This is a genomic window from Aeromicrobium sp. JP4, assembly GCF_054957925.1.
This window is the reverse complement of sequence record NZ_CM143290.1, coordinates 2,829,509-2,846,764: the sequence shown is the minus strand read 5'-3', so window position 1 is coordinate 2,846,764 and position 17,256 is coordinate 2,829,509. Positions and strand designations below refer to the sequence as shown.

Here is a 17,256-nt window from a genome sequence, read left to right as displayed (position 1 = left end):
TCGGTCGGAACGCGGTTCAGGCTCGCGTCGAGGGGGTGTCGATCCGAAGATGTCGCTCACGGTGCTCCTGGCTCACAACGGTGTGGGTCTGGTCCCGTCAGCCTACGGGGTGCGGAAGAACCGCAGGGTCAGGAGTCCTCGGCGAGGGTCTGCGTCAGCAGGTCGACGAGTCCGGGCACGAGATCGGGCCCCTCGATCAGCGGCGCGTCCTCGGGGGCGCGCGGGCGCACCGCCACGTGCGCGGGACCGTCGCGCAGCACCGCGGCGACGATCCGCATCTCCTGGCGATCGGGGTGCTGGGCGGCGAAGTCCGCCACCGCCGCGGGGTCGCTCGGGAGGTCGTCCTCGGCCTCCGCCGGCAGCGTGATCCGCTCCATCACCACGGCGCACCCGGCGACCTCGGCGGGCCAGCCGATCTCGGGCAGCAGGTCCTCGACCTCGCGGTCGTGCGGCAGCTCCTGCTCGATCGGCGTGTAGGAGTCGGGGTCACCGAGCTCGTCGGCCAGCTCGGGCTGGGCGGCCAGCAGGTCAGCGGTCAGGACGAGGGCGAACAGCCGGGGCGCCTGGTCCCAGCCGCCGTCGTTCACGTGGCCCTCCACCTCGAGGGCCGCGCGTCGCACGGGCGAGTCGGCCCCCAGGCCGCCGCCGCTCACGGTCAGCTCCGGATCACTCACAGGTCGCCACCTCCGCCTTCGGGTCCTTCGCGAGCGTGCCCAGCGCATCGATCGCGTCCTGCAGCTTCTCCACCTTCACCAGCGTCATGCCGAAGTCATCTCCCTGGATCGCCTCGTCGCAGTTGTCCGCGGGCACGAGGAAGATGTCGGCCCCGGACTCCGCCGCACCGGCCATCTTCTGGCGCACGCCGCCGATGGAGCCGACCGTGCCCTCAGGATCGATCGTGCCGGTTCCGGCCACGTTCTGCCCGCCGGTGAGCGCGCCAGGCGTCAGCGCGTCGTAGATCGCCAGGGCGAACATCGTGCCCGCGCTCGGTCCGCCGACGCGGTCGCCGATGTGGTTCTGGATGTCGATCGGGAACTGGAAGGTCGAGCCGACGGCGATGCCGATGCGCGCCTTGTCGGGGTCGTCGTCCATCGCGGTGGTCGTGATCGTGACGGTCTCGTCGCGGCCGTCCCGGCGGTACCCGATGGTGACGTCGTCGCCGGGCTGGCGTGCCCCGATCGCCTGGCCCACGGCCTCCTGCGTGGCGACCTTGCGGCCGTCGACGGTCAGCAGGACGTCGTCGACCTCCAGCTTGCCCTGCGCGGGACCGTCCTCGACGACGCCGGCCACCTTCGGGACCTCGGCGACCTCGCGGCCGGCCGCCCGCAGCGCCGCGGCCCGCGACGCGTCCTGGGAGCTGGCGAGCTCGGCGGCGCCCGCGGCCTTGGACTGCTCGTCCGTCTGGCGGTCGGGGTACAGGAAGTCGTGGGGCACGACCGCGACGTCGGGATCGAGCCAGCCCTCGATCGCACCGGCGAGCGACATCCTCGACTCGGCGCGGGTGACCGAGACCGTGGTGAAGTCCAGGCGGCCGTCCGTGGGATAGGTGCGCACGTCCTTGCCGAAGGTGAGCATCGGGGTGCCGTCGAGCTCGCCGAGGGTGTTGAACACCGGGCCCGGCCGCATCGTCACGAACGGGACGGGCAGGAAGGCCACGAGGCACGTCAGCACCGTCACGACGGCCAGGCCGACGGACAGGGTGAGGGTGCGGCGACTCAGGCGCTGCGGCGATGACACATCGAACACCCTAGAGGCACGGCGGAAATCCCGCGTTGGGCCGGAGCGCCTAGGCTGGCCCCATGGCCGAGGAACCCCGCGAGGACCCCCAGAATCCCTTCAAGGGCACGCCCCTGGAAGGCCTGTTCGGACAGATGGGCGCAGGTCAGTTCGACCTCGGCCAGATGATGTCCCAGATGCAGCGGATGTTCGAGCCGCACGAGGGCACCGTGAACTACACCCTCGCCGCCGACGTGGCCCGTCACGCCGTGGCCGCCGCGGGTGAGGACCCGAGTCCCCACAGCGGTCAGGCCGGAGCCGTCGCCGACGCCGCGCGACTGGCCGAGATGTGGCTGGACAAGGCCACCGACGTGCCCGCGACGGCCACCTCCGCGCTGGCCTGGAGCCGCGCCGACTGGGTCGAGCAGACGATGCCCAGCTGGCAGGTCATGGTCGAGCCGGTGGCCGAGCACGTCGTGGCCTCGATGGGTGACGCCATGCCGCCGGAGGCCAAGGCGATGGCCGGCCCCCTCCTCGGCATGCTCAACCAGGCCGGCGGCGCCATGTTCGGCCAGCAGATCGGCGCGGCCATCGGGGCGCTGGCCACCGAGGTCCTCTCCTCCACCGAGGTGGGCCTGCCGCTGGGACCCGAGCACGTGGCCGCCGTGCTGCCGCACAACGTCAGCGCGTTCGCCACCGACCTCGAGGCCAGCCAGGCCGACGTGCTGCTCTACGTGATGCTGCGCGAGGCCGCCCACCACCGTCTCTACGCGCACGCCACGTGGCTGCGCGGTGCCGTCCTGGGCGCGATCGAGGACTTCGCCCGCGGGATCCGCATCGACACCGGCGCCATCGAGGAGCAGATGCGCTCGATCGACCCGTCGAACCCCGAGGCCATGCAGGAGGCCCTGTCGGGCGGGCTGTTCGATCCCGCTCCGACGCCCGAGCAGGAGCGCGCCAAGGAGCGCCTCGAGCTGCTCCTCGCGCTGATCGAGGGCTGGGTCGACGAGGTCGTCGCCCGCGCCACCGCCGGCGTCATGCCGGCCGCCCCCGCGCTGGCCGAGGCCATGCGTCGCCGCCGGGCCACCGGCGGCCCGGCCGAGGAAACGTTCGCCTCGCTGGTGGGTCTCGAGCTGCGCCCGCGCCGGCTGCGCGACGCCGCCAACCTCTGGTCGGCGCTGCGCGACCGTCGCGGCCCCGAGGCGCGCGACGCCGTGTGGAGCCACCCCGACCTCCTGCCGACGTCGGCCGACCTCGACGACCCGCTGGGCTTCTGCGAGAACCAGACCGCGGAGCTGAGCGACGCCGACTTCGACGCCGCCCTGCAGGAGCTGCTCTCCTCGGACGAGCCGGGCGAGACCGGCGACTCCCCCGACGACCGCGCGTGAGCCTGACCGCCGACATCCGCGCCGTGCTGGCGCGGTGGTCGCCGCCGGACGACGAGCAGGAGCGCCTGCGCGCGCTCTTCGCCGACCATGCCGGGGCGCACGACGAGCCGGGCGCCCGCGCCTGCGCGCCCGACCACGTCACGGCCAGCGCCCTCGTGGTGTCAGCCGACCGCGACCGGGTGGCGCTCGTGCTGCACCCGAAGTTCGGTCGCTGGCTGCAGACGGGAGGCCACTGCGAGGCCGCCGACCCGTCGCTCGCCGAGGCGGCTGGGCGCGAGGCGCAGGAGGAGACGGGCATCGCCGGACTGGCGATCGATCCCGAGCCCGTGCTGCTGTCGCGCCACCCGGTGTACTGCCACGAGGGCGGTCATCACCTCGACGTGCAGTTCGTGGCGGTGGCCCCGCCGGGCGCCGAGCCGCAGTGCTCGGACGAGTCCGACGACGTGCGCTGGTTCCCTCTGGACGACCTGCCCCGGCCCACCGACGAGTCGGTCAGGGCTCTCGTCGCTGCTGCCAGGTCACGCCTTCGAGGAACCCCATCGCCTCGTCCGTCCGTGGGTAGCGCCTGACGATCGCGTCGAACCGCGGCCCGTGCCCCGAGACGACCAGATGGGTCAGCTCGTGCACCAGCACCGCGTCGACGACGTGGTCGGGCATCGACTGCAAGCGGTGCGAGAGCCGGATCGTCCGGTCGATCGGCGTGCACGAGCCCCAGCGCGAGTTCTGGTTGGTGACCCAGCGGACCGAGGCGGGCTCGGGAGCCTCCGGGACGTAGAGCCGAGCGAGCTCGGAGGCACGGCGGGCGAGACCGGCGTCGGAGCGCGGCGCGGCGCGCTTCTTCTCCCGGGCGTCGAGCTTGGCGACCATGTCGGCCACGGCGCGGCGCTCCTCCCGAAGTGACATCGACGCCGGGATCATCACGATCGTGCGGTCGCCCTCGCGACGCGCACTGACGGTGCGGGTGCGGCGCGCGCTGCGGCGCACCTCGATCTCGGCCATGCCCCCACGGTAGAGCGCGGCCCCGACGCAGCGGAGGAGGCAGCGCGCGGCGGAGGAATCGAGACCCGTGTTCATCCACAGGGCGACGGGACGTCTTCGCAGGTCAGAGGCTGGCCGGAGCGTCCCGGCAGCACGCGAGCACGACCCTGTCCACACCGATTCCCACACCGGTCCCCGGCGATCCCCACACGATGTGCACAACATTGTCCACAGGCGGTGGACAGAGCCTCGGACGACCCATTGACCGTGCACGGCGGGAGGGCCTACCTTGAGCGCAGTCGAAGCCCCGCTCCGACGCGCAAGGGGAAGGCGCGCCGGTCGGGGCTTCGGCCTTGCCTGCCACGTTTTTGCGCTTAGGCTGAGCGTGACCTGTGCCACATTCGGCGGCACACATCGGCAAGGAGGCCGCTATGGCGGAGACATGGACCGGCGAGTTCTACTGCGTGAAGTGCAAGGACAAGCGCGAGACCAGCGGTGAAGTCCAGGTCAGCGAGAAGGGCACCCGCATGGCGAAGGGCATCTGCCCCGAGTGCGGCACCAAGCTCAACCGCATCCTCGGCAAGGCCTGAGCGGCGCGGCGGGGGCGACGCGATCGTCCCCGCCGCCTCCACGCCGGTCCGGCGCCTGTGGACCAACGACCCGTCCGGGTGCTCGACTCGGCCACGATGGCCCGATGGCGCACCCCTCCCCTGCCCGCGGACCGCGACTCCTGCCCGGAGCGCTGCTGCTGCGCCGCGACGCCCGGACCCTCCAGCTGGGCACCAGCCCCGGCATCGTTCTGCGTGACCGGCCGGGCCTGGCCCGCGTCCTGCGCCTCCTCGACGGCTCCCTCCCACTCCCCCTGCTGACCGAGCTCGTGGCGCGCGACGTCCCCGAATTCACCGACGATCTCGCCGGCACCCTGCACCAACTGGTGGCGGCCGGTGCCGTGCTGCGTGCCGAGCCCCACTCCGAGGGTCTTCGCGTGGCCGTGCGGCACGATCGCTCCACCTCCGCCTTCGCCGCCCTGCTCACCGACGCGGTGGGGCCGCCGGCCATCGAGCCCGAGATCGAGGTCCTGGTCAGCGCCGGCGAGCCCGCACGGTCGACCTTCGAGCACCTCGTCAGCGGGGGCGTGGTCCATCTGCCGGTCGTGCTCGACGAACGACGAGTGCGGATCGGCCCGCTCGTCGCGCCCGGGATCTCGCCGTGCCTGGGCTGTCTCGACGCCCACGTGGCCGCGGCCGATCCCACCTGGTCCGTGCTGGTGCCGCAGTTCGAGCAGGCGCGCCTCCTCGACCCGGCGCTGCCGCCCGGCGTGCTCCACCGCGCGGCCGCCGAGGTGCTGCACCACCTCGACTGCCTCGGCGAGGGACGGCGTCCGCCGAGCCTCGGTCGCGTCGTGTCGGTGAGCCCGGTCCATGGGCTGAACGACGTCGAGGACGTGCCCTTCGCGCCCGGCTGCCCGTGCCGGCTGCTCGCCGCATGACCGGTCCGATGCGGCCCACGCCACTATCCTGACCACGTGGCCGACACCGACCCGGACGACACGACCGACACTCCGCTGACGGGGAGCGCCCTGCGCCGCGGCGCGCGCCTGGCGAGCCTGCCGGCCGGATTCGCCGCCCGCACCACGTGGGGCATCGGCCGGCGCCTCGTCGGCGCTCCCGCCGCGGCCGTGATGACCGACGTGCAGCGCCGCACCGCCGACCAGGTCTTCAGCGTGCTCGGCCAGCTCAAGGGCGGTGCCATGAAGTTCGGCCAGGCGCTGAGCATCTTCGAGGCGGCCCTGCCCGAGGAGGTCATCGCGCCCTACCGCGAGGCCCTGACGAAGCTCCAGGACGCCGCGCCGCCGATGGGCACGCCCACCGTCCGGCGGGTGATGGTCCGCGAGTTCGGCGAGGACTGGCCCGAGCGGTTCCCCGACTTCGAGATGACCCCCGCCGCTGCCGCGTCGATCGGTCAGGTCCACCACAGCTGGTTCATCGCCGAGCCCGGTGACGAGCCCGTCGAGGTCGCGGTGAAGCTGCAGTACCCCGGCGCCGCGGAGGCGCTCAACTCCGACCTGCGCCAGATCGGCCGGCTCGCCCGCATGCTGGGCACGATGATGCCCGGCGTCGACGTCAAGGCCCTCGTCCGCGAGCTGCAGGAGCGCGTGGCCGAGGAGCTCGACTACTCGCTCGAGGCCGACGCCCAGGCGCGCTTCGCCGAGGCGTTCGCCGGCGACCCCGACGTCCTGGTCCCCGCGCCGCTGGCGCACACCGAGCGCGCCCTGGTCACGACGTGGCTCCCGGGCGACCGCTCCCTCGCCGACGTGATCGCCGACGGCACGCAGGAGGAGCGCAACCGCCTCGGCGAGACGTACGTACGGTTCCTGTTCCAGGGACCCGCCCGCGCCGGCCTGCTGCACGCCGACCCCCACCCCGGCAACTTCCGGGTGCTGCCCGACGGGCGACTCGGGGTCGTGGACTACGGCGCGGTGGCGCGCCTTCCCGACGGCCTGCCCGCACCCATGGGCCCGCTGCTGCGTGCGGCGGCCGACGGCGACTACGAGACCGTGGCCGAGGGCCTGCGCCAGGAGGGATTCGTCCGCCAGGGCAGCCGGGTCGACCCCGCTGTCCTCGAGCGGTACCTGGCCCCGATCGTCGAGCCGGTGGCCGTGGAGGCCTTCGCCTTCGACCGCGACTGGCTGCGTCGCCAGGGCCAGCGGCTCGCCTCCCCCGGCGCCGAGGGCATGGGGACGGCACTGAAGCTCACCGTGCCGCCGAGCTACCTGCTGATCCACCGGGTGTGGGCCGGCGGCGTGGGCGTCCTGTGCCAGCTGGGCGCGACCGCCCGCTTCCGCGCCATCGTGGCCGAGTCGCTGCCCGGCTTCGAGCCCGCCTGATCCCGAGGGCGGTCAGGAGTCGGCGACGATCGCCAGGACTCCGTCGCCGTACTTCTCCAGCTTGGACTGGCCCACGCCCGAGACCTGGAGCAGCTGGTCGCCGCTGCTGGGACGGATCGCGGCGATGGCCTTGAGGGTGGCGTCGTTGAACACCGTGAACGCCGGCTTGCTCTCCTCCTGCGAGACCTCCTTGCGCCACGCACGCAGGCGCTCGAACAGCGCCTCGTCGTAGTCGAGGTCGGGCTGGGGCAGCCGCACCTTGCGCTTCGGCGCCCGCGAGACCTGCACGTCCTCGGGCAGCAGGCGGTCGAGGAAGCGGCTGGGCTTGCGGCGGGCCTGGCCGCCGGCCTTGCGCGCCGCCGACCACGACACCATCAGGTGGCGCCGGGCGCGGGTGATGCCGACGTAGAAGAGCCGGCGCTCCTCCTCGATCGCGGCGGGCTCGTCCATCGTGGCGACGTAGGGCAGCGTGCCCTCCTGCGCGCCGGCGACGAAGACCGCGTCCCACTCCAGGCCCTTGGCCGCGTGGAACGTGGACAGCGTGACGCCGTCGGTGGAGGGCGCGTGCGCCTGGTCGGCGCGGCGGTCGAGGTCGGCCACGAGGGCGGCGAGGTCGGCCTGCGGCTGCTCCTGAGCGAGGTCGACGGCCATCGTGTGGATCGCCTGGAGGGACTCCCAGCGGTCGCGGACGGCGCCTCGGCCCTCGGGCGGGGTCTCGGAGTAGTCCATCGCCGCGAGCACGGCACGGACGTCGTCGGCCAGCGAGCCGGAGCCCTCGCCCGCGTGGGCCGAGCCGCGCAGCAGGGTGACGGCCTGACGTACCTCGGGCCGCTGGAAGAACCCGGTGCCGCCGCGCATGGAGTACGGGATCTGGAGACGGCCCAGGGCTTCCTCGTAGACCTCGGACTGCGCGTTGATCCGGTAGAGCACCGCCATCTCGCGGTAGGGCACACCCTGGCGGTGCAGCGCGACGATCCGGTCGGCGATCGCATCGGCCTCGGCGGGCTCGTCGGGGAACGGGCGGTAGTCCACCGCCGGGCCCGGCGAGTTCTGCGACTGCAGCCGCACGCCCAGGGTGACCGAGGGGCCGCGTCCGGCGAAGACCTCGTTCGCCGCGGCGACGATCTGGGGCGTGGAGCGGTAGTTGCGCACGAGCTCGATGCGCGGCGCGTCGGGGAACCGGCGCGTGGTGAAGTCGCCCAGGATCGTGGCCGAGGCGCCGGCGAACGTGTAGATCGTCTGGCGGGGGTCGCCGACGACGCAGACCTCGTCGCGGCCGCCCAGCCACAGGTCGAGCAGCGTGGACTGCAGCGGGTTGACGTCCTGGAACTCGTCGACGACGAACCACCGGTACTGGCGGCGCACCTCGGCCGCGATCGCCGGCTCGTCGGCCAGGATCGCAGCGGTGATCAGGAGGATGTCCTCCATGTCGATGCGCCCGCGATCGCGCTTGACCTGCTCGTAGGCGCGCAGCACGGCGCCCACCTCGCCCGGGTCGATGTCGCCGACGGTGCGCTGGCGGCGCACGGCCTCGGCGCCGTAGTCGTCGGGCCGGACGTTGGAGACCTTGGCCCACTCGACCTCGGCCGACAGGTCGCGCAGCAGGGCCTGGTCGGCCCGCACGCCCACCTGGCGCGCGGCCTCGGCGACGAAGGCGAACTTCGACTCGAGGATCTGGGGGAACTCCGTGCCGTACACGCGCGGCCAGAAGTAGCGGGCCTGCCGCAGCGCCGCCGAGTGGAACGTGCGGGCCTGGACGCCGCCCGCGCCGAGCGTGCGCAGGCGCTCGCGCATCTCGCCGGCCGCCTTGACCGTGAACGTGACCGCCAGGACCTCGGTGGGCTTGTAGACGCCGGTCGCGGTGCCGTAGGCGATGCGGTGCGTGATCGCGCGGGTCTTGCCGGTTCCGGCGCCGGCGATGACGCACACCGGACCTCGCAGGGTGGTGGCGACCTCGCGCTGCTCGGGGTCGAGTCCGTTCAGCAGGTCGTCGGCGTCAGACATGGTCTCCAGATCGCGTCGGGGGTGGGCAGCGACCAGCGTAGCCCCGCCCGGCGACACGATCCGGCGCCGCACACAGGGTCCCCGGGAATGGGCGTGGTCCGCGGCACGTTGACCTTGGGAGAGGCTTCTGTTCCGAACCGAGAGGGTCCCGATGTCCGACGCATCCTTCGTCCTGTACTCCACGCCGTGGTGTGGCTACTGCCACCGACTCAAGTCGCAGCTGCAGCGCGAGGGCATCGAGTTCACCGAGGTCGACATCGAGCAGGATCCCGCGTCGGCGGACATCGTCGAGCAGGCCAACGGCGGCAACCAGACGGTGCCCACGCTCGTGTTCTCCGACGGCACGGCGCTGACGAACCCGTCCGTCGCCCAGGTCAAGGCGCAGCTCGGGCTCTGACTGTGGACGGCATGGTGTAATGACACCCTTTCAAGGTAGAATTCCACCATGGCCCTCAACATCAAGAACGCGCACGTCCACGAGCTGGCGCGCGAGGTCGCCCTCCGCACGGGACGCAGTCAGACGAGTGCCATCGAGCTCGCGCTCGAGAGGCTGCTGGCCGAGCTCGAGCGAGAGTCCTCCGACGCCGCCCGACTCGACCGCATCCACGTGATGCAGCAACTCGCCGCCGACAAACCGCTGGACTCCGGCGACCTGTACGACGAGGCCGGCCTGCCCCGGTGATCGTCGACACCTCGGCCGTCGTCGCCGTCATCAAGCGTGAGCCCGGCTGGGAGGCGATCGACCGGTCCCTCGCCTCGGCGTCGGGTCCGCGCATGTCCGCCGGCACCTATCTCGAACTCGGCATCGTCGTCGACCAGGCAGGCGACCCGGCGCTCTCGCGCCAGCTCGACGCCCTGTTGCGCGACTGGGGTGTCGCCATCGAGCCCGTCACGGCAGGGCACGCCAAGATCGCGCGCGAGGCCTACCGCGACTTCGGCCGCGGGTCGGGCCATCGAGCCCGCCTGAACTTCGGTGACTGCTTCGCCTACGCCCTGGCGACCGAGACCGGCGAGCCGCTCCTGTTCGTCGGAGACGACTTCGCCGCGACGGACCTCCCTCCGGCTCTGAACCGGGGCTGACCCGACCCCTGTCAGGACCAGGTGCCGGGCAGGTCGCCGCCGTACCACTGCTCCACGAGCCACCGCGAGATCGAGACCTTCGCCGGCGGCAGGGCGACGGTCTCGTCCTCGATCGCCTGCACGAGCTCCTCGCGGGTGAACCAGCGCGCCTCGGCGATCTCCTTGTCGTCGAGCGTGAAGTCCGTGGACTCGGCCACCGCTCGGAAGCCGAGCATGAGGCTCTGCGGGAACGGCCACGGCTGGCTGCCCAGGTAGGTGGCCTCGCCGACGGTGATCCCGACCTCCTCGGCCACCTCGCGACGCACGGCGTCCTCGAGGGTCTCCCCCGGCTCGACGAATCCGGCCAGCGTGGAGAAGCGGCCCTCGGGCCAGTTCGGGTTGCGTGCCAGGAGGCAGCGGTCGTCCTCGTCGGTGACGAGCATGATCACGGCCGGGTCGGTGCGGGGGTAGTGCTCGGTGCCGCACGACGGGCAGACCCGCAGGTGACCCGCTTGGGAGCTGTAGAGGTACTCACCGCAGCGGGAGCAATAGGTGTGCGACTGCAGCCACCGCGCCAGACCCACCGCGTGGATCGCCAGCGACAGCTCGTCGGGGTCGAGCAGGGGCGCCAGCACCCGGATGCTGACGGGACTCAGCTCGCGCGGGACCCGCTGCAGCGCCACGGCCGCGTGACGCCTGCCGTTCTGGTCGCCGAGCAGGATCCACTCGCCGTCGGGCGCCTCGTCGACCGTCGTCCACCGCAGCGCGGGGCCGTCGATCGTCGCGACGTGCTCGCCGCCGAGGACGAGCACCCGGGTGTCGGGCGTCTTCCACAGGTCATCGCGCGGCCTCAGGTTCCCCGCTCGGTCGTGCCTGGCCCGTTCGAACGCGAAATCCACGCCTCACCGTAACCCAAGCCGGGCCTCGAGTGCCGCCCGGTCGGGCAGGTCGTCGAACGTGCGCGACGAACCGAGCCGCACGTAGTGAAAGGTGCCCACCACGCGCTCGGGCTCGATGCCCTGCATCTCGGCCCAGGCGATCCGGTAGAGCGCGAGCTGCAGCGGATCGGCGTCGGGCGTGCGGTTGGTCTTCCAGTCGACGACCTCGAACCCCGCCTGCCCGTCGGCCAGCTCGGTGGCGAACACGGCGTCGATGCGGCCGATCACCTGCTGACCGCCGAGTCGCAGCGAGAAGGGCGCCTCGACGACCAGGGGCTCGCGACCCGCGAACGGCCCGGACTCGAAGGCCTCCTTGAGCGCCTCGAGATCGGACTCGTCGGCGACCTCGGCGTCGCCGCGCCCGGGCAGCTCGTCGGGGTCCAGCAACGTCTGCTGGCCGTACCGGGACTCGATCCACGCGTGGAACCTCGTGCCGAACCGCGCGGCCGCCGACGGGCGGCGCGGCATCGGACGCGCCAGCGACCGGACGAAGGCCTCCTCGTCGGCGTCGAGCGCGAGCACGTCGGTGGCCGACAGGGACGCGGGCAGGGTGACCTCGATGCGCCGCTCGGCACGCGCCCGTGCCTCCTCCAGGAGCAGGTCGAGGTCGGTGCGCAGCTCGGCGAGGCGCTCGTCGCCCTCGACGGGAGGGGCCTGCGGCTCGTGCAGGTGGCGACGGACGGCGTCGGCGAGCTCGCGGCGGCGGTCGAACGAGGTGAGCGCGACCGGCCAGGGCACGGTCTGGTCGACGAGATGGGGGTTCTGGTCGTCGTCGGCGGGCGGCTCGGCCCACACGACCGGCTCGATGCCACGCTGGGCCAGCCAGTCGCGCACGTCGACCAGGAACGCCGACTCGGCGCGCGGACGCAGCTGGGTGCGACCCCACCGGTGGCCACTGACGTGCAGGCGTCGCTTGGCCCGCGTGAACGCCACGTAGGCGAGCCGGATCTCCTCCATCAGCGCGTCGCGACGGGTGTCCTCCTCGAACGCCTTCTTCGCCGGGCCGGTGAACTCGGCGACCTGCGGCACGAAGTCGACGTCGCCGCGCAGCGGCGCCGGGAGGGCCTTGGCGACCGTGGGCCAGCGCGAACGGCCGCGCCCGGAAGGGAAGACCGTGCCGGACACGAACGGCACGAAGACCTCCTCGAACTCCAGCCCCTTGGCCCGGTGGATCGTCAGCAGCTTGATCGAGTCGGCGTCGGACGGAGCGCTCAGCTCCATGCCCTCGTTGTACTCGCGCTCCGCGTCGAGGTGCGCCAGGAGACCCGGCAGCGAGGCGTAGCGGTCGTGCTGGGCGTAGTCGCCGATCGCGTCGATCAGTAGCGCGAGGTTGTCGGTGGGGACGCCGGCGACCGGAAGCTCCACGTCGAGGTCGAGTTCGGTGACGACGCGGCGGGCCAGGTCGAGCAGCGGCTCGTGCGCATGACGTCGCAGCCGCCGCAGCATCGCGGCCAGGTCGGCGAAGCGGGTGCGCGCGGCCTCGGAGTACTGCCCCGGGCCCGGATCCTCCACGGCCTCGGCGAGCGAGACGATCTCGGTGGGATCGACGCCGGCCGTGGCCTCGTCGAGGGCCGCCTGCAAGACCGCGTCGGGATCGGAGCCGTCCGGCTCTCCCCCACTGCGCCACTGGCGCCCGAGCTCGGCCGCTCGCTGGCCGAGCAGCGCGAGGTCGCGCTCGCCGATCCGCCAGCGCACCCCGGTGAGCAGGCGGAGCATCGCCGGGTTGGCGGTGACGTCGTCCAGCACGGCCAGCACGGAGAGGACGTCGACGACCTCGGGCTGCTGGAGCAGGCCGGTGAGGCCGACGATCTCGACGGGGAGCCCCCGCGAGCGCAGGGCACGGACGATCTCCGGGTTCTCGTTGGTGGTGCGCACCAGGATCGCGATGTCGCGTCGCGACACGCCGCTCTCGACCGACTGCACGACGAGGTCGACCAGCGCCTCGATCTCTTGGGCCACCCCCTCGTGCAGGGCGACCGAGACCTCGCCCGACGGGTTCTCGGGGGCAGCCCGCAGCGGCGTCACGATCTCGGCGATCCCGGGCGAGCCGTAGTAGTCGCGGGCGACGTAGCCGGCGAGGTCGATGATCTCCGGCGCGCACCGACGCGTGACGTCGAGGCTGAACAGCCGGCCCTTCTCGCCGCCCGCACCCGGGAAGTCGTCGAGGAACGCGGTGAGGTTGCCCGAGGCGGCGCCGCGCCAGCCGTAGATGCCCTGGGCCGGGTCGCCGACCGCGCTGATCGGGCGGCCGGCGAACAGGGCCTGCAACAGGTCGCGCTGGGCCACCGACGTGTCCTGGTACTCGTCGAGCAGCACCACGTCGTAGCGCTCCCGCAGCACCTGCTGGACCTCGGGCACGGTGGCGAGCTGGGCGCCCCAGGCCATCTGGTCGGAGAAGTCCATGACGCCGGCGTCCGCCTTGGCCGCGCGGTACTCGTCGACGAGGTCGGCCAGCTCGTCGCGCTTCAGGCACGCGGCGACGATCTCCTCGTGCCACTTGAGCGGCTTCTCGGCCCGTTCGGCCGCCTCGATGGTGGTCCGGTCGAACGCCCGGAGCTCATCGGTGGTGACGAGGTGCTCGGACAGCTGGCCGTCGAGCCCGAGCACGTCGCCGATCACCGTGGGCAGCCAGGCCGAGACGTGCCGCAGCGGGCCGTCGTGCCCGCGGGCGGTGCGCGCCGCGATCTGGAACCGGGTCGCGTCGGCCAGCACGCGCAGGTCGGGCTCGATCCCCATCCGCAGCCCGTGCTCGGCGATCAGCGTGCCGGCGAAGGCGTGGTAGGTCGAGACGGTGGGCTCACCGAACTCGGAGAAGTCGCCGACGAGGTCGAGCGACTCGCGCACCCGGCCGGCCAGCTCGGCGGCGGCCTTCGAGGTGAACGTGAGCCCGAGCAGGCGGTCGGGTGCGTAGCCGAGGTGGCCCACGAGCCACACGACGCGCGCCGCCATGACCGCGGTCTTGCCCGCACCGGCGCCGGCGATGATCGCCTGGGGCTGCGCCGGGTCGGCGGTGATCGCGGCCAGCTGCGGATCGCTGAAGGGGATGCCCAGCACCTCGCGCAGGTGGTCGGTGTCGCGGACGAGGGGGGTCACTGCGGTGCTCCGATCATTCGAGACCCCCGACCGTGGGGCCGGTGATCACGGGGCACAGGGTCTGGAAGTCGCAGAAGCCGCAGTGCTCGTTGGGGCGCGCCACGAGGCTCTCGTCGCGCACGACGCGGGCCGACTCGGCCAGCAGCTCGAGGGCGAAGAACGCCTCCTCGGGCGCGGGTGCGGCCTGCGGCTGGACCTTCGGGGAGTCCGGGTCCTTGGCGCCGGCGGGCGTGCGGAGCTGGACGAGCTCGGCACCACCGGAGCGGGCCTGGTCGACCCCGAGCGACGCGACGGCCCCGTGCTCGACGGCGACCTGGTAGATGCCGAGCTGGGCGTGCTCGGCGATCTTGCGCGGGCCGGGCGCGTTGCGGCTGGTCTTGAAGTCGACGACGTGGACCCGCCCCTCGGCGTCGATCTCGACGCGGTCCATGGACCCGCGGAGCAGGACCTCCTCACCGCCGACCACGAGCGTGGTGGTGAACGCGTGCTCGGCCGCCAGCGGCGTGCGTGGGTTGGCCCGGTGCCACCGCGCGAACCGGACGAGCGTCTCGTGGGCGGCCTGCCGCTCGCGCTCACCCAGCCAGGCGGCCTGGTGGTCGAGCCGGTGCCAGACCTCGTCGAGCCGGGCGGCCATGGCCACCTCGTCGGGCTCGACCCCGCGCTGGACCACGTCGGCTGCGAGGGCGTGCACGATCGAGCCGAAGCCCTGCGCCGACGTGGAGGCGGACTCGCCGTGCGCCTCGCGGCCGAGGAACCAGCGCAGCGAGCACGCGGTGATCCCCTCGACCGCCGACCCGGACAGGGCCAGCGGGTGGTCCTGCGGTCGCCACGGAGCGTCGGACAGGGTGGGACCGGACAGCCCCCACCAGCGGTCGGGGTCGGCCGCCCGGGTGGGCGGCAGGTCGGCACGGACGATCTCGGCCAGCATCGCGGCGGCCTCGTCGCGCACCGCCGGGTCCTCGGCCTGCTCGCCGACGCGTCGCAGCTCGGCGACCACGCCACGCAGCGACACGGGACGCGCCGGCCGGCCCAGCGGGAGGTCGGCGTCGGTGCCGAACCCGGCGCCGAGCAGCTCGGCGACGAAGCGCGACGGCTGATCCCCGTCGTCGGTGGGCGTCTGGACCGCGGTGACCACCAGGCGGCTGGTGGCACGGGTGCAGGCGACGTAGAACAGTCGGCGCTCCTCGCGCAGCTGCTCGCCGCGCGCACCGGGCTCGGCCGGGCCGTCGAGGTGCTCCGAGCGCAGCAGGCTGCCGCGCGTGCGCAGGTCGGGCCACCGTTGGGCCTGCACGCCGGCGACCACCACGAGCGGCCACTCCAGCCCCTTCGACCGGTGGGCCGTCATCAGCCGGACGGCATCGGGGCGCGTAGCGCTGGTCTCGAGCTGGTCGGCGGGGATCTGCTGGGCACGCAGCTCGGCCACGAAGTTCACGGCGTCGCGGCGGCGGCCGCCCTCCTCCGCCCGGGCCGCGTGGCGGAAGAGCGCGCACACCGCGTCGAGGTCGCGGTCGGCGTGCACGCGGCCCTCGACGCCGGCCCACTGCTCGCGCAGACGGGCGGGCCAGCCGGTGCCGTCCCACAGCAGCCAGAGCGCCTGCTCGGGCGGCTCGCCGCGTCGCAGCACGGTCGCCGCCCGACCGAGGAGTGCGGCGAGGTCGCGGGCCGCGCCGACGGCGTCGGCGGTGGAGCGATCGGTGGTGGTGAGGCCCAGCGCCGCGGGATCCAGGAGCGCCGCGGCCACGAGGTCGCTCGACGGGGTCTCCGGATCGCGCTGACGGAGGGCACGGCCCAGCCGGCGCATCGCCGGCCCGTCGAGCCCGGCGAGCGGGCCGGTGAGCAGGGCCTCGGCCGTCTCGGTGTCGAGCGCCTCCTCGCGCGCGATCCGGTCGGCGGCCTCGAGGGCCAGCAGCAGCGTCCGGACCGCGGGCTGGGCCACGAGCGGCACCTCGTCGCCCGCCACCTCCACCGGCACCCCGGCGGGGCCGAGCACGCGCTGGAGCCGGGTGAGGTCGGCGCCGGTGCGCACCAGGACCGCCATGTCGGACCAGGCCAGGCCGTCGTCGAGATGGGCCCGGCGCAGGAGGCCGGCGATGTGCTCGGCCTCGGCGGTGGCGGACGCGTACGTGGCGACCTCCACCCGTCCCTCCTCGGACGCGGCCGACCTCAGATTGCGGTGCTGGTCGGCGGCGCGGGCGTCGAGTCCCGGCGGAACCGGCGGGTTCCCCAGCGCCACGCGCGCGGCGGTCAGGATCCGCGGCCCGAAGCGACGGGTGGTGGTGAGGGCCACGGTGGGCGCGGGCCGGCCGGCCGCCGCGAACTGCTGGGGGAAGCGCGTGATCGCCGCCGGATCGGCGCCGCGGAAGCCGTAGATCGCCTGGTCGTGGTCGCCCACCACGACGAGGTCGCGACCGTCGCCGGCCAGGTCGTGCAGCAGCCGGACCTGCAGCGGATCGGTGTCCTGGTACTCGTCGACCACGACGAGCCGGTAGCGGTCGCGCAGCGCCCGGCGGTGGTCGCGGTCGCCGGCGATCGCCGCGGCGCGCGTGACGAGGTCGGTGTAGTCCGTGCGGTTCTGGAAGTCGATGACCTGGTGGTACTCCTCGATCGCGTCGGCGACGCGGGCCCACTCGGGCCGCTCGCGCGTGATCGCCAGCGCGCGCAGGTCGTCGGGGCCGAGGCCGCGCGTGACCGCCGCGGCCATGAACGACTGGAGCTCGGCCGCCAGGCCGCGGGTGCCGAGCGCCTCGCGCAGGGACTCGGGCCAGGTGGCGGCGTCGTGCCCGCCGAGCAGGTCGGCGACCACGGCGTCGCGCGCCGGGGCGGTCATCAGCTCGGGCGGGGCGGCGAACGCCTCGGGATCGCTGAACTCGCGCACGAGGGCGTAGCAGAACGCGTGGAAGGTCATCGCCGGCACGGTGGCGGCGGTGCCCGACAGGCGCCGCCCGATCCGGTCGCGCAGCTCGCCGGCGGCCTTGCGACTGAAGGTCAGGACGAGGATCTGGTCGGGGGTGAGCTCGCCGGACTCGATGCGGTCGACGACGACCTCGACGAGCGTGGTGGTCTTGCCCGTTCCCGGTCCGGCCAGGACCAGCAGCGGCCCGCCACGGTGGTCCACGACCGAGCGCTGGGCCTCGTCGAGCGAGGGCGCTGCGGCACGCACGGCATCGGGCCGCCGGAGGACGAGTTCGGGCAC

General features: G+C 73.5%; 15 protein-coding genes. 8 read left to right on the top strand and 7 right to left on the bottom strand.

Features of this window, described 5'->3' with window-relative positions; all coding sequences use genetic code 11:
• Positions 1-128 precede the first annotated feature (128 nt).
• Entirely contained in the window at positions 129-674 is a 546-nt protein-coding gene (locus ACY1JX_RS13980) for a PPA1309 family protein (RefSeq protein ID WP_462564341.1), read from the bottom strand.
• Positions 667-1,737 carry a YlbL family protein gene (locus tag ACY1JX_RS13975; protein ID WP_462564340.1) on the bottom strand — a complete coding sequence of 357 codons (1,071 nt, stop codon included), beginning with the start codon at positions 1,735-1,737 and terminating at the stop codon, positions 667-669. The genes ACY1JX_RS13980 and ACY1JX_RS13975 overlap by 8 nt, the downstream gene beginning before the upstream one ends.
• Before the next feature lie 62 nt (positions 1,738-1,799).
• On the opposite strand from ACY1JX_RS13975, the gene ACY1JX_RS13970 reads away from it, so the two are divergent.
• Both ACY1JX_RS13970 and ACY1JX_RS13965 read left to right on the top strand, forming a co-directional pair.
• Positions 1,800-3,104, top strand: a complete 1,305-nt coding sequence (locus tag ACY1JX_RS13970; protein ID WP_462564339.1) for a zinc-dependent metalloprotease — start codon at positions 1,800-1,802, stop codon at positions 3,102-3,104.
• A complete protein-coding gene (locus tag ACY1JX_RS13965) occupies positions 3,101-3,673 on the top strand; it encodes an NUDIX hydrolase (protein WP_462564338.1) in 573 nt (190 codons plus the stop codon). The genes ACY1JX_RS13970 and ACY1JX_RS13965 overlap by 4 nt, the downstream gene beginning before the upstream one ends.
• On the opposite strand, the gene ACY1JX_RS13960 is transcribed toward ACY1JX_RS13965, so the two are convergent.
• Entirely contained in the window at positions 3,597-4,103 is a 507-nt protein-coding gene (locus ACY1JX_RS13960; RefSeq protein ID WP_462564337.1) for a M48 metallopeptidase family protein, read from the bottom strand. The two genes, ACY1JX_RS13965 and ACY1JX_RS13960, sit on opposite strands and share 77 nt — an antisense overlap.
• 410 nt (positions 4,104-4,513) lie before the next feature.
• Here ACY1JX_RS13960 and ACY1JX_RS13955 point away from each other — a divergent pair, with 410 nt between their 5' ends.
• The 3 genes from ACY1JX_RS13955 to ACY1JX_RS13945 all read left to right on the top strand — a co-directional run bounded on the left by ACY1JX_RS13955 (position 4,514) and on the right by ACY1JX_RS13945 (position 6,969).
• A complete protein-coding gene (locus ACY1JX_RS13955) occupies positions 4,514-4,672 on the top strand; it encodes a DUF5679 domain-containing protein (protein ID WP_172806346.1) in 159 nt (52 codons plus the stop codon).
• A gap of 104 nt (positions 4,673-4,776) precedes the next feature.
• Positions 4,777-5,571 carry a hypothetical protein gene (locus tag ACY1JX_RS13950; RefSeq protein WP_462564336.1) on the top strand — a complete coding sequence of 265 codons (795 nt, stop codon included), beginning with the start codon at positions 4,777-4,779 and terminating at the stop codon, positions 5,569-5,571.
• Between the two features lie 36 nt (positions 5,572-5,607).
• On the top strand, positions 5,608-6,969 hold the full coding sequence (locus ACY1JX_RS13945) for an ABC1 kinase family protein (protein WP_462564335.1): 1,362 nt from the start codon (positions 5,608-5,610) through the stop codon (positions 6,967-6,969).
• A 12-nt stretch (positions 6,970-6,981) separates the two neighbouring features.
• On the opposite strand, the gene ACY1JX_RS13940 is transcribed toward ACY1JX_RS13945, so the two are convergent.
• Positions 6,982-8,973 (bottom strand): ATP-dependent helicase, encoded by a 1,992-nt coding sequence (locus ACY1JX_RS13940; protein WP_181756401.1) that lies wholly within the window; start codon positions 8,971-8,973, stop codon positions 6,982-6,984.
• A 151-nt stretch (positions 8,974-9,124) separates the two neighbouring features.
• Between ACY1JX_RS13940 and ACY1JX_RS13935 the strand changes: the two genes are divergently transcribed.
• Genes ACY1JX_RS13935 through ACY1JX_RS13925 form a run of 3 tightly spaced genes read left to right on the top strand, consistent with a single transcriptional unit; the run spans position 9,125 to position 10,053 of the window.
• Complete coding sequence (locus ACY1JX_RS13935; protein WP_181756400.1) at positions 9,125-9,370, top strand: mycoredoxin; 246 nt, start codon at positions 9,125-9,127, stop codon at positions 9,368-9,370.
• A gap of 48 nt (positions 9,371-9,418) precedes the next feature.
• On the top strand, positions 9,419-9,655 hold the full coding sequence (locus tag ACY1JX_RS13930) for a type II toxin-antitoxin system VapB family antitoxin (protein ID WP_286929880.1): 237 nt from the start codon (positions 9,419-9,421) through the stop codon (positions 9,653-9,655).
• The gene (locus ACY1JX_RS13925; RefSeq protein WP_462564334.1) at positions 9,652-10,053 is read left to right on the top strand and encodes a type II toxin-antitoxin system VapC family toxin; all 402 of its coding nucleotides are present in this window, start codon (positions 9,652-9,654) and stop codon (positions 10,051-10,053) included. Before ACY1JX_RS13930 ends, ACY1JX_RS13925 begins: the two co-directional genes overlap by 4 nt.
• A gap of 11 nt (positions 10,054-10,064) precedes the next feature.
• Here ACY1JX_RS13925 and nudC read toward each other — a convergent pair whose 3' ends face one another.
• The 3 genes from nudC to ACY1JX_RS13910 are packed head-to-tail and all read right to left on the bottom strand — an operon-like array spanning position 10,065 to position 17,256.
• The gene (gene nudC / locus ACY1JX_RS13920; protein WP_462564333.1) at positions 10,065-10,931 is read right to left on the bottom strand and encodes an NAD(+) diphosphatase; all 867 of its coding nucleotides are present in this window, start codon (positions 10,929-10,931) and stop codon (positions 10,065-10,067) included.
• A gap of 3 nt (positions 10,932-10,934) precedes the next feature.
• Positions 10,935-14,063: a UvrD-helicase domain-containing protein gene (locus ACY1JX_RS13915; protein ID WP_462564332.1), complete on the bottom strand. Its 3,129-nt coding sequence runs from the start codon at positions 14,061-14,063 to the stop codon at positions 10,935-10,937.
• Between the two features lie 13 nt (positions 14,064-14,076).
• Positions 14,077-17,256: an ATP-dependent helicase gene (locus tag ACY1JX_RS13910; RefSeq protein WP_462564331.1), complete on the bottom strand. Its 3,180-nt coding sequence runs from the start codon at positions 17,254-17,256 to the stop codon at positions 14,077-14,079.

Bases quoted from the DNA above. Each gene is read 5' to 3' on its own strand.
- ACY1JX_RS13970 (WP_462564339.1), top strand. From the start codon at position 1,800: ATGGCCGAGGAACCCCGCGAGGACCCCCAGAATCCCTTCAAGGGCACG.
- ACY1JX_RS13960 (WP_462564337.1), bottom strand. From the start codon at position 4,103: ATGGCCGAGATCGAGGTGCGCCGCAGCGCGCGCCGCACCCGCACCGTC.
- ACY1JX_RS13955 (WP_172806346.1), top strand. From the start codon at position 4,514: ATGGCGGAGACATGGACCGGCGAGTTCTACTGCGTGAAGTGCAAGGAC.
- ACY1JX_RS13950 (WP_462564336.1), top strand. From the start codon at position 4,777: ATGGCGCACCCCTCCCCTGCCCGCGGACCGCGACTCCTGCCCGGAGCG.
- ACY1JX_RS13940 (WP_181756401.1), bottom strand. From the start codon at position 8,973: ATGTCTGACGCCGACGACCTGCTGAACGGACTCGACCCCGAGCAGCGC.
- ACY1JX_RS13935 (WP_181756400.1), top strand. From the start codon at position 9,125: ATGTCCGACGCATCCTTCGTCCTGTACTCCACGCCGTGGTGTGGCTAC.
- ACY1JX_RS13930 (WP_286929880.1), top strand. From the start codon at position 9,419: ATGGCCCTCAACATCAAGAACGCGCACGTCCACGAGCTGGCGCGCGAG.